Genomic DNA, 15,243 nt, shown 5'->3' with positions numbered 1-15,243 from the left:
GTGTTTCTTCCCCGCCTCATCCCGACCCCCATTGATTTTCACTACACTAAGCCGCATGTTACTTAGATTGCGTTGCGCGACCCGCTGCGCCCCATACATCGATAAAGGACTGCGCTATGACCAATCCGCTACTGACATCTTTTACGCTTCCCCCTTTTTCTGCCATCCAGCCTGAACATGTGGTGCCTGCCGTGACGGAAGTGCTGAGCCAATGCCGCGCAGAAGTCGAAAAAGTTGTGGCGCAGGGTGCGCCCTATACCTGGGATAATCTGGTTCAGCCGCTGGCGGAAACCGACGATCGCCTGAGCCGTATATTTTCCCCGGTCAGCCATCTTAATTCGGTAAAAAACAGCCCGGAGCTGCGTGAAGCCTATGAACAGACGCTGCCGCTGCTCTCCGAATACAGCACCTGGGTCGGTCAGCATGAAGGGCTGTATCAGGCGTATCGCAACCTGAAAGAGGGCGATCAATACGCGGCACTGGATCTGGCGCAGAAGAAAGCGGTTGATAACGCCCTGCGTGATTTCGAACTCTCCGGTATTGGTCTGCCAAAAGATAAACAGCAGCGCTATGGTGAAATCGCCGCGCGCCTCTCTGAGCTGGGTTCGGCTTACAGCAACAACGTGCTCGATGCCACTATGGGCTGGAGCAAGCTGATCACCGATGAAAGCGAGCTGGCCGGTATGCCGGAAAGCGCACTGGCGGCGGCAAAAGCCCAGGCTGAAGCTAAAGAGCAGGAAGGCTGGCTGCTGACGCTGGATATTCCAAGCTACCTGCCAGTCATGACCTACTGCGACAACGCGGCGCTGCGCGAAGAGATGTATCGCGCCTATGCGACACGCGCCTCCGATCAGGGGCCGAACGCCGGTAAATGGGATAATGGCCCCATCATGGCGGAAGAACTGGCGCTGCGTCACGAGCTGGCTCAGCTGCTGGGCTTCGACTCCTACGCGGATAAATCGCTGGCGACCAAAATGGCGCAAAGCCCCTCTCAGGTCATCGACTTCCTTAATGACCTGGCTGAACGCGCGCGTCCGCAGGGTGAAAAAGAGCTGGAGCAGCTGCGCGCTTTCGCGCAGAAAGAGCATGGCGTTGAGCAGCTGAATCCTTGGGATCTCACTTATTACGGTGAAAAGCAGAAGCAGCATCTCTACACCATCAGCGATGAGCAGTTGCGCCCTTACTTCCCGGAAGCGCGCGCGGTCGCCGGTCTGTTCGAAGTGGTGAAACGCATTTACGGTATCACTGCGAAGCAGCGTACCGACGTTGAGGTTTATCATCCTGACGTGAAGTTCTTCGATCTGTTTGATGAAACCGGTGAACTGCGCGGCAGCTTCTATCTCGACCTCTACGCCCGCGAGCACAAACGTGGTGGTGCCTGGATGGATGACTGCGTGGGCCAGATGCGTAAAGCCGATGGCAGCCTGCAGAAGCCCGTTGCTTACCTGACCTGTAACTTTAACCGTCCGGTGAAAGGCAAACCTGCGCTCTTCACCCATGACGAAGTGATTACCCTGTTCCATGAGTTTGGTCACGGCCTGCACCACATGCTGACCCGCATCGAAGCGCCTGGCGTTTCCGGTATCAGCGGTGTGCCGTGGGATGCGGTCGAACTGCCAAGCCAGTTCATGGAAAACTGGTGCTGGGAACCGGATGCGCTGGCGTTTATCTCGGGTCACTTTGAGACCGGTGAACCGCTGCCGAAAGCGTTGCTGGATAAAATGCTGGCCGCCAAGAACTACCAGGCCGCGCTGTTTATCCTGCGTCAGCTGGAGTTCGGCCTGTTCGATTTCCGTCTGCATACCGAGTTTAATCCGGAGAAAGGCGCGCAGATTCTGGAAACCCTGCGCGAAGTGAAAAGCCGCGTAGCGGTTGTTCCGAGTCCGGAGTGGGGCCGTTTCCCACACGCTTTCAGTCATATCTTTGCCGGTGGCTATGCGGCGGGTTACTACAGTTATCTGTGGGCAGATGTGCTGGCGGCAGATGCTTACTCCCGCTTTGAAGAAGAGGGCATCTTCAACCGTGAAACCGGTCAGTCGTTCCTGGATAACATCCTGACACGTGGCGGTTCTGAGGAGCCGATGGAGCTGTTCAAACGCTTCCGTGGCCGTGAGCCGCAGCTTGATGCGATGCTGGAACATTACGGCATTCAGGGATAAGTCGGTTCGTGAAAATCTGTTTGCTCGATGAATCAGGCGCCGGAGACGGCGCCTTATCACGTTTAGCGCAGCGCTGGCAGCTGGAGCACGACGAAGACGCGCTGCTGGCACTGGTGCAGACGCCGACGCACCTTGAGCTGCGCAAGCGTGATGAGCCAAAGCTGGGTGGTATTTTTGTTGATTTCGTCACCGGAGCAATGGCGCATCGCCGTCGCTTCGGCGGTGGACGTGGCGAAGCTGTCGCCAAAGCGGTCGGCATTAAAGGCGGCTATCTGCCGGATGTGGTCGATGCGACGGCCGGACTGGGGCGTGATGCGTTTGTGCTGGCCGCACTCGGCTGCCGGGTGCGGATGCTGGAGCGCCATCCGGTCGTGGCTGCACTGCTGGAAGATGGCCTGCAGCGCGGTTATCAGGATGTGGAAATTGGCCCCTGGCTGCGCGAACGCCTGACGCTGATTCATGCAGCCAGTGCACAGGCGCTGGGCGAGATTACGCCGCAGCCGGATGTGGTCTATCTTGACCCGATGTATCCCCATCGCCAGAAAAGTGCGCTGGTGAAAAAAGAGATGCGGGTCTTTCAGTCGCTGGTCGGTCCGGATGAAGATGCGGATGCGCTACTGGAACCGGCCCGATGGCTGGCGAAGAAACGTATCGTGGTCAAACGGCCAGACTATGCACCGCCGCTGGCGGGTGTCGTGACGCAGGCGGCTGTGGTAACCAAAAGCCATCGCTTTGATATTTATCCGCCGCTGGTCAGTACGCGTTAGGTAATTATCAAGCTGAAGCAGTCACTTCAGGTCATGATAATTTCTCTGCCGGTTATGAACGCATATGTACTCTGAAAGCGAACGGTTTATCATATTGCGCTCAATAAAAAGCCTGTCTGAAACTTATTATCAGGCAGGCTTTAATTATCCGCATGCGCGTTGTCGCGTTAATACGGTGCTACTGATTCGGTCAGGCGGCTAATTTAGTCAGGAAGCCTGAAAATGCATTCAGGAAGCTTTTGGCGAAGTTCAGGCCAATGGCCTTGTAGGTCAGGCCCAGAGTCTGGCCCAGATCAGTGCTTTCCTTGATTGATGCGACGGTGGTGTCAAATAAGCCGGACACTTCAGTCAGTGCGGTATTAACCTCACCCAGAAATTCAGTCAGGCCCGCGCCGCTAACTGCAGCAATTTCTGTCTGGTTGATTTCTCTCATTTTTAATATCCTTATTGGTTTTTTAAATAATGGGGATCATTATTCTGCTTTATCCGTTGCCTGCGCAGCAGATAAGCCAGCGAAAGATAACGGATGAATTAACCTTTTCCTATAGTAAGATTTTGATAAATTACCCTTTGCTATCAATAAAATTTCTATCATTAGCGACTGGATGAATGAGCAATGTAACAATGGCTTTGAAATTATGTATGGGACGGTAATTACAGCGCTAAAAGGAAGTAATATAAACAGAGATCAGAAATGATAAAGCAGCGGATATTTAGTTTTGTGTAAAGACAGCCTGGAGGATAGGTTTATAAATAAAAATAGATTCCGATGGCGTTGCCCGGGAATCAGGAACTTAAATCGCGGGCCAGAATAAAGCGTAAATATATTCATCCCGATAAAAAGCCGGCTTACACCGGCTTTAATAACAGCGGTTACTCTTCATCTTCATCGCGCAGCGGCACAATCAGCATGTCGATGTGCACGGTGTTGATCAACTGACGGGCTGAAGACATCAGCTTGCTCCAGAAATCCTGGTGATGACCACACACCACCAAATCAACGTCATATTTTTTGATCGCATCAACCAGCACCTGGCCGAGGTCGCCACTGCCGCTCAGCGTCTCACTGATCGGATAGCCCGCAGCATCTGATAATCCTTTCAGTGCCGCATGCGTTTCTTCAGAGATGCGCTTCTGCATATCCCCTAAGTTGACATCAATCAGGCCGGTGTAAAGGTCGGAGTAATTTACATCAACATGAATCAGGGAAATTCTGGCATCGTACGGACGAGCCAGCGAGACGGCCTTATCCACCAGCAACTGACTTTCGGGAGAAAGGTCTACTGCAATCAGGATGTGTTTATAAGCCATGATAAAACTCCTTTCACGAGATTAAGGATGGCATCCGGTGTTCCTGCCGCGTCACAGCTTAGCGAAATCCTTTGCGCGAGCGGGCGATGAGCGCCACCAAAGTGTCTACCTGCGTTGCAGGTGATGATGTTGTTATGTTCTGAGTATAGCCTTCTCTCACTGCAAATGCTGCTGTTGCCGTCTGGCTTATGAATAAGATCAAGGCTATGCCAGATTTACTCGCGCTGAACGAAAATCATCGTTGGAAAAAATGTAAAGAACTCTCCTACACTGAAAAAAGGCGGTCCGGTTCGCAGCCGCTCAGGGGGTCGAAAATTTTCGCAGTCCGGTGATTCAGTGGCTGGTTTTTTCTGCAGGCGGATACGGTGTCTGACGCTGGTTCTGTTGCTGCGATGCCAGCCGGGAGGGGGAGAATATGATCAGCACTATTGCGCTTTTTTGGGCTCTTTGTGTGGTATGTATCGTGAATATGGCGCGCTATTTTTCATCGCTGCGTGCGCTGCTGGCGGTATTACGGGGTTGTGATCCGCTGCTGTATCAGTATGTCGATGGGGCGGGATTCTTCACCTCTCACGGTCAGCCGAGCAAGCAGGTACGGCTGGTCACCTATATCTGGGCAAAGCGCTATCTTGATCATCATGACGATGAGTTTATCCGGCGATGCGAGCGGGTGCGGGGGCAGTTTCTTCTGACCAGTGCGCTGTGCGGACTGGTAGTGATCAGTCTGGTGGCGCTGGCGATCTGGCATTAAAAAAGGGCGACTTGCGTCGCCCTTTTTTAGCTGGCATCACACCAGTTTTAAGGCAATCCAGTAGAGCGAACCTGACAGCAGAATACAGACCGGCAGGGTGAAGATCCACGCCATGGCGATATTCTTGATGGTCCGACTCTGCAGTCCGCCACCGTCAACCAGCATAGTACCGGCTACCGATGAAGAGAGGATGTGCGTTGTGGAGACGGGCATGCCGGTATAGCTGGCGACGCCAATCGACAGCGCTGCTGTTACCTGTGCTGACATGCCCTGTGCATAGGTCATGCCTTTTTTACCAATCTTCTCACCAATGGTGGTGGCAACACGACGCCAGCCAATCATGGTGCCAATGCCCAGCGCCAGCGCGACGGCCACAATAATCCAGATCGGCGCATACTCGATGGTGCCAAGCAGATCGCTTTTCAGCTTATTGAGGAAGCGCTTGTCATCTGGTGAGGTCTCTTCCAGACGGGCCGCTTTATCGGCGGTATCTGAGATACACAGCAGCAGACGACGCATCTGACCGCGCTGATCAACCGTCAGCTGGTCGTAGCTCTGCAGATTATTCAGTAACACCTGAGCACGCTGAACGGCCTGCAGTGCGCGCGCGCTGTCACAGTGGAACTCCTGCGGACTGGTCGCTGGCACTTCTTCCGGCGTTGGCAGCTTAGGCGGTGCCATCTGGATGATGTGGGTCAGCGAGGCGTTATGCTGCTGGTAATACTGCTCCAGGTGATTGACCGCATCGCGGGTACGCGTGATGTCATAACCGGAGGCATTCATATTCACCACGAAACCGGCCGGAGCCACACCAATCAGGACCAGCATGATCAGGCCGATGCCTTTCTGACCGTCATTCGCGCCGTGCGAATAGCTCACGCCAATGGCCGAAACAATCAAGGCAATACGGGTCCAGAACGGCGGCTTTTTCTTGCCGTCGATCTTCTCGCGGTCAGCAGGCGTCATATGAATACGCGCACGCTTTTTGGTATTGCTCCAGTAGCGACGCAGAATGAAGATTAAGCCGCCTGCGATCACCAGGCCAACGATCGGCGACAGAATCAGAGAAAGGAAGATGTTCAGGACTTTCGGGATGTTGAGTGCATCAACCACCGAGGTTCCGCTCATCAGGGCGTTGGTCAGACCGATACCGATAATGGCGCCGATCAGCGTATGGGAGCTGGAGGCCGGCAGACCGAGATACCAGGTGCCGAGGTTCCAGATAATCGCCGCCAGCAGCATAGAAAACACCATGGCGAGACCGTGAGCCGATCCAACATTTAACAACAGATCGGTGGGAAGCATATGAACAATAGCGTAAGCGACACTCAATCCACCGAGTAGCACGCCAAGGAAGTTGAATACACCCGCCATCACCACAGCAAGCTGGGCACGCATGGCACGCGTATAGATGACCGTCGCAACTGCGTTGGCCGTGTCGTGGAAACCGTTGATCGCTTCGTAAAACAATACAAACAGCAGGGCAAGAACCAATAACAGGCTAGTACTGAGGTCTAGACCAGCAAACAGATGTAGCATAAACGTTACGCCATTTTTGGAGGACATGAACGCGGCGCATTATCCGCGACAACGTGCTGTATGGGAAAGGAAAATATAGCGTTAATTTGACCTTTCGTCGTAAAGCTGAAGGGTAACTCAGCTAAAAAGGGTTAGATATTAAGCAGATACAATATGACACATTTACGGCAATTTTTTGACGCTGGCGTCTCGATGAGCAGATCACTACAATCTGCGCCTTTCCAGTTAAGTGAGTGAACCGCAGTGGAACAGTTTGACGTTATCATCATTGGTGCCGGCGCCGCCGGGCTGTTCTGTGCCGCCCAGGCCGGACAGCGAGGTCGCCGGGTGTTACTGCTGGATAACGGCAAAAAGCCGGGACGCAAGATTCTGATGTCTGGCGGTGGCCGCTGCAACTTCACCAATCTCTATACCGAACCAGCGGCCTATCTGTCGCACAATCCTCACTTCTGTAAATCGGCGCTGGCGCGTTATACCCAGTGGGATTTTATCGATCTGGTCAATCGTCACGGGATTGCCTGGCATGAGAAAACCCTGGGTCAGCTCTTCTGTGATGACTCGGCTCAGCAGATTGTCGATCTGCTGCTGGTCGAGTGTGACAAGGGCAATGTCACCCTGCGGCTGCGCAGTGAAGTGCTCAGCGTGGCGCGCGATGAAAGCGGCTACACCCTGCAGCTCAACGGCAGTACGGTTCAGGCGGAGAAGCTGGTCATCGCCAGCGGCGGTCTGTCGATGCCAGGCCTGGGCGCTTCGCCATTCGGCTACAAAATTGCAGAGCAGTTTGGCCTGAGCGTCTTTCCGACGCGCGCGGCGCTGGTGCCCTTTACCCTGCACAAGCCGCTGCTGGAGCAGCTGCAGACGCTGTCAGGCGTCGCGCTGGAAACCACGATTGACGCGCAGGATGGCACCCGCTTCAAAGAGGCGATGCTCTTTACCCACCGCGGCCTCTCCGGCCCGGCGGTGCTGCAAATCTCCAGCTACTGGCTACCCGGAGAATTCGTCACTATCGATCTGTCGCCCGCCACGCCGCTTGAGGCGTTTCTGACGGCGCAGCGTGAAGCACACCCGAATCTCAGCCTGAAGAACAGCCTGGCGAAAATTCTGCCGAAGCGTCTGGTGGAAGTCTTACAGGGGCTGAAGGTGGTGCCGGATATCACCCTGAAGCAGCTCAACAGCAGACAGCAAACCGAACTGGCGCAGACGCTGCACGCCTGGCGCATCCAGCCAAACGGCACAGAGGGCTATCGTACGGCCGAAGTGACGCTGGGTGGCGTGGATACGACGCAGCTCTCCTCGAAAACGATGGAGGCGCGTGCAGTGCCGGGGCTTTACTTTATTGGCGAAGTAGCCGATGTCACCGGCTGGCTGGGTGGCTATAACTTCCAGTGGGCGTGGAGTTCTGCCTGGGCCTGTGCCCAGGCGTTGTAACGCGCGTTTACCAGCGCTGATGCACGTGAGGCGCGATCTTCTCCTGATAGATCTGCTTCAGCGCCGCCATCGTCTCCTCAGAGAGCGCATCGATATCACTGGCGCGGGCATTGGCTTCAGCCTGTTCACGGTTTTTTGCGCCAGGGATCACCACGCTGACATCTTCGTTCATCAGGATCCAGCGCAGCGCAAACATCGCCATGGTGGTGTCGCCCGTCACAAAGCGGCGAATCTCCTCAACCGCTTCCAGCGCCACCTCATACGGCACGCCGGAGAAAGTCTCGCCCTTATCAAACGCTTCACCATTACGGTTAAAGGTGCGATGGTCGTCAGCGGCAAACACGCTGTCGGCACGCATTTTGCCGGTCAACAGGCCTGACGCCAGCGGTACGCGGGCGATAATCGCCACATCCCGGCGTTTCGCCTCACGCAGCAACAATTCTGCCGGACGCTGGCGGAAAATGTTGTAGATCAGCTGAATCGACGAGACGTTGGGAAATTCCAGTGCCTTCAGGCCTTCTTCGACTTTCTCAACGGAAACGCCGTAGTGACGGATTTTACCGGCCGCCACCATCTCATCCATCACCGCAAACACATCCGGGTTGTAATAGACCTCGGTCGGCGGGCAGTGCAGCTGCACCAAATCCAGCGTCTCAGTCTGCAGATTTTCCCGTGAACGATCGATAAAGGCGTTGAGATTTTCGGCGTTGTAGCCTTCTGCCACGTGCGGTGAAAGGCGACGCCCCAGCTTGGTGGCGACAAACGGGCGTTCTCCGCCGCGCTGATTCAGTACCTCTGCGATAATCTTTTCGGAACGGCCATCGCCATAGACATCGGCGGTATCAATAAAGGTGATGCCCGCATCCAGCGCGGCGTTCAGCGCGGCTTTGGCATCCTCTATGCTCACTTCTCCCCAGGTTCCGCCAATGGCCCATGCGCCAAAGCCAATTTCAGAGACGCGCTGACCGGTACGGCCCAGTTTTCGTAATTTCATGCAAACCTTCCTCGATGCGTTTCAGACAGGGTGACAGAAAAGGGCTAACCATTGAGCTTAGCGCTTTCCGACGGAGAGGCGCTTTAACGTTGTCGCACACCAGACGGGTAAAAATACAATGCTGCTACGGCAGGCTGCTGGTTACGTTGAAGATTTCAGCGAAAAGCAGCTCAAGCTGGATAGATACCGCTTCGCTAATTAATTGATTTTAAGAAATTTCACCTGAAATTAAACAGGCGAGAGTGTGGATTCCATCACATACTTCAACTTTCAGGCCAACAATGGGATCGCTATGTTTAAATTTGTTAAGTCGGTCTTCGCCAGTCCCGAGAAGTTCCTGCAGATCATGACCCGTCAGGATATCAACGACTCGATCGCAGAAGGTGAGCGCATCATTATTGATGAAAACGGCAATATCGCGGTCAACACGCTGAGCGAGGAAGTCCAGGAAGATTTCGCCCGCCACGTGAATATGTTAAAGGGAGTGTGAGGTGGGTACCGCAATATTTATGGTGTTGATGGTCAGTGGTTACTGGTACACCAGCCGTGATTTGAATAGCCGCTTTAAAATCCGTCGTTCGTCGGGCTGGGATGTCTATTTCCTGGTCGCGCTTTACGGTTGTATTTTTGTGCTCCAGGGTGTCTTTGCGACCGGTATCGTCTGGTTACTGCTGCTCTGTATCTCCGGCATTGCCAACGCTGTCCAGATGATCCCCGGCGTTCATCTGAAGTGGCAGGTGGAGTTTATGAACTGGAGCTTCCTGGGCATCCAGGCTCCGGTGGTGATCATGCTCGCCTTTGCCATTCTGCTCTGTCTCTATCGCTCAAACTGGGCAGGCAGCGCAAGACTGAATGTCTCCGGTCGTAAAGACCTCTATCAGCGACTGTCACGCTCTAATGGCGTGGAGCAACTGCTGTTTCAGTGCATGGAAGAGGGCGAACTGGCGTGGATTACGCTGAAGTCGCGCCGCATCTACATCGGCATGGTTCATGCCTCGACCTTCGAATATGAAAGCACCAAAAACATCGTGCTGATCCCGATGCTGAGTGGCTATCGCGACAGTAAGACGCTGAAGCTGGCGGTAGAGCATAACTATAGCAAATGGTACGCCGAGCACGAGATTACGCTCGACTCGAAGCCCAAAGATGCGATGTCGTTCCGAAAAGTGATCATGGTGGACCAGATTGAGAGTCTGTCACTGTTTGATCCGGCCAGTGCCACGGCGCTTTCGATGGGACATCCGCAGGAAGTGGAGAAGAGTCAGGGGAATGATGACGATGACAGCCCGGATGATGAAAGCCGGCATACTGCGGGTTAATCGAGCCAGGAAAGCATCCTGGCTCCTTGCTATCAACAATATTGCTTTGCTGCATCCCTTAAAAGATCGGTAAAGTTGTAGATATCGTTGAGTGATGTAATCGGATGGCGAGTCTCTTTTTTCTCGCCATCAAACATCCCGATATACAGCTGACTGCGATTGAAGTGAAGTCGGCAAATTGGCTTACGATTGTTGTCATCGATTAAAATACCAAGATAACTTTGAGTATCACGGAAAGTGATGCGCTGAGGTTCAATAACTTTTCGGATTATTGATTTTATGATGTGAAACCCTTCTATCTCCATTTCTGTAGTGACAATCATGCCGCTTTCAGCCTCGCTCTTCTCACTACTGCTTTTTGCCGAATCCTCATGAGTAGATTGTGACGAAACCATCGCCCCACCGCTGATCGCGGATTTGAGTCTTTCATTCACCTGATCATTTAGCCACTGAGTGGCAGCTTTTTTAGTCAGTACAGAGAATTGCTCTCTGACTTTCTGCGTGAGTATGCCGTCATATACACGTGAGGCAAAAAGTTTAACGAAGTCCTCATCGGGTTCACTAAACTGACTGGAGATCATCTTCTTTATCTGACTGATAAATTTAAGTTCACCAGCTGCACTGACAATCGAATCAACATCAAAAGCACTTTTGGTGAGCTTAACCAGCTCTGGAACCACGTGTTCATCAATATCCAGCAAATCCAGTTCTAAAAATGGCTTTTCATCCATCTTGTTAGGTGCATCCAGATCGGTGAAAAATTTATAGAGCTGGCCATTTGTTAAGATGGAAATGCGCGCGTTAGTCACATGGAAGTAACGGAAGAGTTGCGAGGCGTGTTTAACATTCAAAGGTTCGCCAATCTTTTTGCATTCAATCAGAATCTGAATCTCTCCGCCTTTAGAAATGGCGTAATCAATCTTCTCACCTTTTTTAGTGCCGACATCACAAATGAACTCAGGTATAACTTCAGTCGGGTCAAATACATCATATCCCAGTATCTGACTGATGAAGGGCATAACAAACGCGCTTTTAGTGGCTTCTTCTGTCTGAATAATTGCTGCTTGCTGCTGAATCTTAGCGGAAAGACCATTGAGGTTATTGAAAATATCCATAGCTCACCCTGTTTTTAGTTCTTCTTAGTCATCGTTTTAACTTCATTAGCTAAGGTAATGAAGTTGCCGGAATGTAAAAGGTCATTTTTATATCTTTATGATACCGATCAATTGCTTATGTGATAGGCAGCATTTTGAATTGTTCCTTCAATTCAGGATAAAGTAAGAAAAAATTATCAGAAAAAAAGGAAGTTGGCTATTTCGTGATCGATGGGAAAGGTTTTTTTTTCATTAAATTCATTTTAAAAAGGCTGGTTTTGAATTTTAACCAGCTACACCAGGTATTAGCCGCATAACGCTGTCATCGCTTATCAGGCCATCACTCCCCTGAATATGGCCCACCTCACACCATATTTTCCGCCGTAAACAGCCGAAACGCCACTTTGCCCGCCTGATACACATCCGGCTGATAGCCGGTTTCGAGATAACTCAGCATCAGATCAATCGCTAAACGGGCATGCTGCTGGGCATGCTGATCCAGGGTAAAGGCCACTTCATCGTTCAGCAGTAGCTGGCGGGTGACATCATAAAGCTCATGGGTGATGTAGGTGCATTTACCCAGCAACTGGTGGGCGCGCAGGGTGTCGCTGACATCACTATTTCCCATGCCGGTGTTATAGACCCCTGCAACTGCCTGCGACGGACGCAGATGGCGGGCCAGCTCACTGCGGATGGTTTCCCGCTGATCCTGACCCGACAGCACCTCACGCAGATGACGCAGTGGCGCACGCTGCTCCATGGCTTCACGGAAGCCAGCGATACGCTGACGGTGGGCGCGATAATCAAAGCGGCCGCTGACCATCAGAATATCGCCGGGCTGGTTCAGGGTTTTACTCATCAGCAGGCCTGCGGTGCGGCCTGCCTGATACTGGTCGATGCCAACATGACACAGGCGGTCAGCGTCGGGCAGATCGGTGACGATGGTGATCACCGGCACATTGCGGCTGCGGCACAGCGCCAGTGCGCGATAGACAGGTGGCGAGTCGTGCGCAAACACAATGATGCCGTCACGGTTACTGCTGCAGGCGATAATGCTTTGCGCCAGCTGCTCAGGCTGCGCTTCGGCCACCAGCGTTTTGTGCAGCTTCAGGCGGCGATAGCCAAGCTGACTGGCGATCTCGCTGAAACAGGTGGTGAGCTGCTGAAAAAAGGATGAGCCGTTATTGCTGAGGAAGACTTCGATTTGCCAGGGATGCTGATACTCCTCTGGCAGCAGACGCCGGAGTCCCGCTTCGCGCGCGGCTTTCAGGACTTTGCGGCTGGTCTCCAGCGAGACGCCGCCGCGCTCATTCAGCACCCGGTCGACCGTCGCAATCCCGACGCCCGCCATTTTTGCCACCACCTCTAAGGTGAGCTTTTTCATTCAGACTCCACGCGTAAACGGGGCTTAGCTGCTGCCTGCCAGACTGTTTATCTCTTCTAACCGGTTAAAAGTAAAAGATAAAGCGATTTAATGATGGAAAACCATCAATGGCATTGCGCCATGAGCTTTTACCCTCAGTGCGGTCGTCAGGTTAAAAAGCACAGCGGGCCGCTGTCCGGACGGAAATACCGTTAAGCTTGTAGCGAGACAATTAACGAGGAGTGAATATGGCGCAGCAAAAAGAAGTTCTGATTATTGGTGCATCACGCGGTATCGGTCTGGCGGTCGTGCAGGCGTTTGCCGGTGAGGGCTGGCAGGTCACGGCCACCCATCGCAGCGGCGTTCCGGAGCAGGGCAACAAGCCAGGTATCGACTGGCAGGCGCTCGATATGACCGACGCATCGGCGGTTCAACAGCTTGCCGGCCAGCTCAGTGGCAAATCGTTCGATGCGATTCTGATCAATGCCGGAATTTCCGGGCCTTCGCACCAGAAGGTGTCGCAGAGTAACGATCAGGAGCTGGCGCAGCTGTTCCTGACTAATGCGATAGCACCGGTTCGCAGCGCAGAGATTCTGCTGCCGCTGCTGAAGCCGGAGGGCGTACTGGCGCTGACCTCATCCCAGCTCGGCAGCCTGAATGAAAATCCGGACGCGCAGATGCCGATTTACTCGGCCAGCAAAGCTGCACTGAATATGCTGAGCCGCACGCTGACCCCCGCAGTTGAAGCACAGAACGGGACGCTGCTGACGCTGCATCCCGGCTGGGTAAAAACAGATATGGGCGGCGAGAGTGCGCCGCTGACGGCAGAAGAGAGTGCGGCCGGTATCGTTCGGCAGTTAACCCAGTGGGGCGGACGCGGGGGCCATCACTACGTCGATTACGCCGGCCAGCAGCTGCAGTGGTAAGCTGAAACGGGGCGGTTACGCCCCGATGTCCCGCAGTGCCTTACCCTTCATCAGGTTGCGTTCAATATGCTCCAGCGTCACATGTTTGGTCTCAGGTACCAGCATCATGGTCAGCACGATAAACACCAGATTGAGTGCACCGTAGAACCAGAAGGTGTTGGCGTTCCCCAACTGATCCAGCATCGTCAGGAAGGTCGCACCCACAATCATGTTGCCGACCCAGTTGGTGGTGGTGGAAGCAGTAATGCCGAAGTCACGCCCTTTCAGCGGCTGAATCTCTGAACAGAGTAGCCAGATCACCGGCCCGGCCGCCATCGCAAAACCAACGATAAACATCAGCAGCATCGCGACCGCAAAGTATTTGCGGAAATCCGTTTCGACGCCGATGTGCAGCAGCGTGCCCAGCACGCCCATGCCCACCGCCATCACCAGAAAACTGGTGGTCAGCATCGGCTTGCGACCCCAGCGATCGACAAAAAAGATGGCAATCAGCGTGGCCAGCATGTTGACCAGCCCGACAATCACCGTGCCCCACATCTGCTCACTGGTGCTGGAGAAACCGGCAATATTGAAGATTTTAGGAGCGTAATACATCACCACATTCATCCCGGTAAACTGCTGCATCACCTGTAGCAGCATCCCCAGCCACACCGCGCGGCGAAAATTGCCATTAGAGCGGAACAGCGACCAGCCGCGCTGTTTCACCTGCAGACTTTCACGGATCTCTTCCAGCTCCTCCCGCGCCTGTTCGCTGCTGTTACGCAGCCGATCCAGCACGCGCTGTGCCTCGTTAAAACGTCCGTGCGCCGCCAGCCAGCGCGGGCTGTTGGGCAAAAACAGCACGCCGATAAACAGGATTACTGCCGGAATAGCGATAACGCCGAGCATTGCGCGCCAGTTGCCACTGTAGCTGAACGCGGTGTCGGAGAGATAAGCGACCACGATGCCGGTAGTCAGCATCAGCTGATACATCGAAATCATTGAGCCACGAATACGTTCCGGCGCAATCTCCGCCAGATAGAGCGGCGCGGTGTAAGAGGCGATGCCTACCGCCAGCCCCAGCATCACACGGGCACAGACCAGCGACTCTACATCGGGTGAAAAGGCGGACCAGAGCGAACCAATGACGAACAGCGTCGCGCCCGCCAGCATACTTTTCTTACGTCCCAGCTTTGAGGACATCCAGCCCGCCGCCAGCGCACCCAGCGCCGCACCAAACATCATCGAACTCACCACCCACTCCTGCTGATGGTTGGTAATCTGCAAATCCTTCGCCAGGAACGGCAAGGCCCCTGCGATGACGCCGATATCCAGACCAAACAGCAGGCCGGACAGCGCCGCCATAAAACAGACGAACCAGGTAAAATGGTTCTGATGATTTCCTGATTTTTTAGCCGCGGCCATGCGAGTCTCCTTGCAGTGATTCAGTGTCAATATTGTTAATGTTATGTAAACATAGTCGATATCAATGTGGGTCCGATCACACTTCAGCTTATCGCTGGGGGCGCACAACATGGCTGCGAAAAGAAAGCATCAGAGATCAGCAGGTTGATGCAGAAACGGGAAACCGCAGCAGGGCACGAATACGCAAA

Annotated in this window: 14 protein-coding genes; 7 read left to right on the top strand and 7 right to left on the bottom strand. The window is 53.7% G+C overall.

Annotation, left to right across the window (positions count from 1 at the left end; all coding sequences use genetic code 11):
- Positions 1–116 precede the first annotated feature (116 nt).
- A complete protein-coding gene (prlC, locus tag ACTJKZ_RS18065) occupies positions 117–2,159 on the top strand; it encodes an oligopeptidase A (RefSeq protein ID WP_161734112.1) in 2,043 nt (680 codons plus the stop codon).
- An 8-nt stretch (positions 2,160–2,167) separates the two neighbouring features.
- Positions 2,168–2,926, top strand: coding sequence for a 16S rRNA (guanine(1516)-N(2))-methyltransferase RsmJ (rsmJ, locus tag ACTJKZ_RS18060; protein WP_222924873.1), 759 nt, complete (start codon positions 2,168–2,170; stop codon positions 2,924–2,926).
- A 190-nt stretch (positions 2,927–3,116) separates the two neighbouring features.
- Here rsmJ and ACTJKZ_RS18055 read toward each other — a convergent pair whose 3' ends face one another.
- Together ACTJKZ_RS18055 and uspA are read right to left on the bottom strand one after the other, a co-directional pair.
- Complete coding sequence (locus ACTJKZ_RS18055; RefSeq protein WP_253420362.1) at positions 3,117–3,359, bottom strand: hypothetical protein; 243 nt, start codon at positions 3,357–3,359, stop codon at positions 3,117–3,119.
- A 440-nt stretch (positions 3,360–3,799) separates the two neighbouring features.
- The gene (gene uspA / locus ACTJKZ_RS18050; RefSeq protein WP_161734119.1) at positions 3,800–4,237 is read right to left on the bottom strand and encodes a universal stress protein UspA; all 438 of its coding nucleotides are present in this window, start codon (positions 4,235–4,237) and stop codon (positions 3,800–3,802) included.
- A gap of 415 nt (positions 4,238–4,652) precedes the next feature.
- Here uspA and uspB point away from each other — a divergent pair, with 415 nt between their 5' ends.
- The gene (gene uspB, locus ACTJKZ_RS18045; RefSeq protein ID WP_150011237.1) at positions 4,653–4,988 is read left to right on the top strand and encodes a universal stress protein UspB; all 336 of its coding nucleotides are present in this window, start codon (positions 4,653–4,655) and stop codon (positions 4,986–4,988) included.
- Between the two features lie 36 nt (positions 4,989–5,024).
- On the opposite strand, the gene pitA is transcribed toward uspB, so the two are convergent.
- Positions 5,025–6,527: an inorganic phosphate transporter PitA gene (gene pitA / locus ACTJKZ_RS18040; protein WP_150011381.1), complete on the bottom strand. Its 1,503-nt coding sequence runs from the start codon at positions 6,525–6,527 to the stop codon at positions 5,025–5,027.
- A 243-nt stretch (positions 6,528–6,770) separates the two neighbouring features.
- Here pitA and ACTJKZ_RS18035 point away from each other — a divergent pair, with 243 nt between their 5' ends.
- Positions 6,771–7,955: an NAD(P)/FAD-dependent oxidoreductase gene (locus ACTJKZ_RS18035; protein WP_440829902.1), complete on the top strand. Its 1,185-nt coding sequence runs from the start codon at positions 6,771–6,773 to the stop codon at positions 7,953–7,955.
- A 7-nt stretch (positions 7,956–7,962) separates the two neighbouring features.
- Here ACTJKZ_RS18035 and ACTJKZ_RS18030 read toward each other — a convergent pair whose 3' ends face one another.
- Positions 7,963–8,949, bottom strand: coding sequence for an aldo/keto reductase (locus ACTJKZ_RS18030; RefSeq protein WP_260059433.1), 987 nt, complete (start codon positions 8,947–8,949; stop codon positions 7,963–7,965).
- Between the two features lie 292 nt (positions 8,950–9,241).
- Between ACTJKZ_RS18030 and ACTJKZ_RS18025 the strand changes: the two genes are divergently transcribed.
- The gene (locus ACTJKZ_RS18025) at positions 9,242–9,439 is read left to right on the top strand and encodes an anti-sigma-F factor Fin family protein (RefSeq protein WP_161734151.1); all 198 of its coding nucleotides are present in this window, start codon (positions 9,242–9,244) and stop codon (positions 9,437–9,439) included.
- Position 9,440: 1 nt separating this feature from the next.
- Positions 9,441–10,268, top strand: coding sequence for a hypothetical protein (locus ACTJKZ_RS18020; RefSeq protein ID WP_253420356.1), 828 nt, complete (start codon positions 9,441–9,443; stop codon positions 10,266–10,268).
- Positions 10,269–10,300: 32 nt separating this feature from the next.
- Here ACTJKZ_RS18020 and ACTJKZ_RS18015 read toward each other — a convergent pair whose 3' ends face one another.
- A complete protein-coding gene (locus ACTJKZ_RS18015) occupies positions 10,301–11,383 on the bottom strand; it encodes a type I restriction endonuclease (protein ID WP_253420353.1) in 1,083 nt (360 codons plus the stop codon).
- A gap of 343 nt (positions 11,384–11,726) precedes the next feature.
- A complete protein-coding gene (locus ACTJKZ_RS18010; protein ID WP_161734127.1) occupies positions 11,727–12,746 on the bottom strand; it encodes a LacI family DNA-binding transcriptional regulator in 1,020 nt (339 codons plus the stop codon).
- Positions 12,747–12,973: 227 nt separating this feature from the next.
- On the opposite strand from ACTJKZ_RS18010, the gene ACTJKZ_RS18005 reads away from it, so the two are divergent.
- Entirely contained in the window at positions 12,974–13,651 is a 678-nt protein-coding gene (locus ACTJKZ_RS18005) for an SDR family oxidoreductase (protein WP_222924877.1), read from the top strand.
- A 15-nt stretch (positions 13,652–13,666) separates the two neighbouring features.
- Here ACTJKZ_RS18005 and ACTJKZ_RS18000 read toward each other — a convergent pair whose 3' ends face one another.
- Positions 13,667–15,055: a sugar porter family MFS transporter gene (locus ACTJKZ_RS18000; RefSeq protein WP_440829901.1), complete on the bottom strand. Its 1,389-nt coding sequence runs from the start codon at positions 15,053–15,055 to the stop codon at positions 13,667–13,669.
- Between the last annotated feature and the right edge of the window lie 188 nt (positions 15,056–15,243).

The organism is Pantoea sp. 22096 (assembly GCF_052045955.1).
GTDB lineage: Bacteria > Pseudomonadota > Gammaproteobacteria > Enterobacterales > Enterobacteriaceae > Pantoea > Pantoea alfalfae.
The sequence above is the reverse complement of the archived record's forward strand: the minus strand, read 5'-3'. Positions and strand labels throughout refer to the sequence as shown.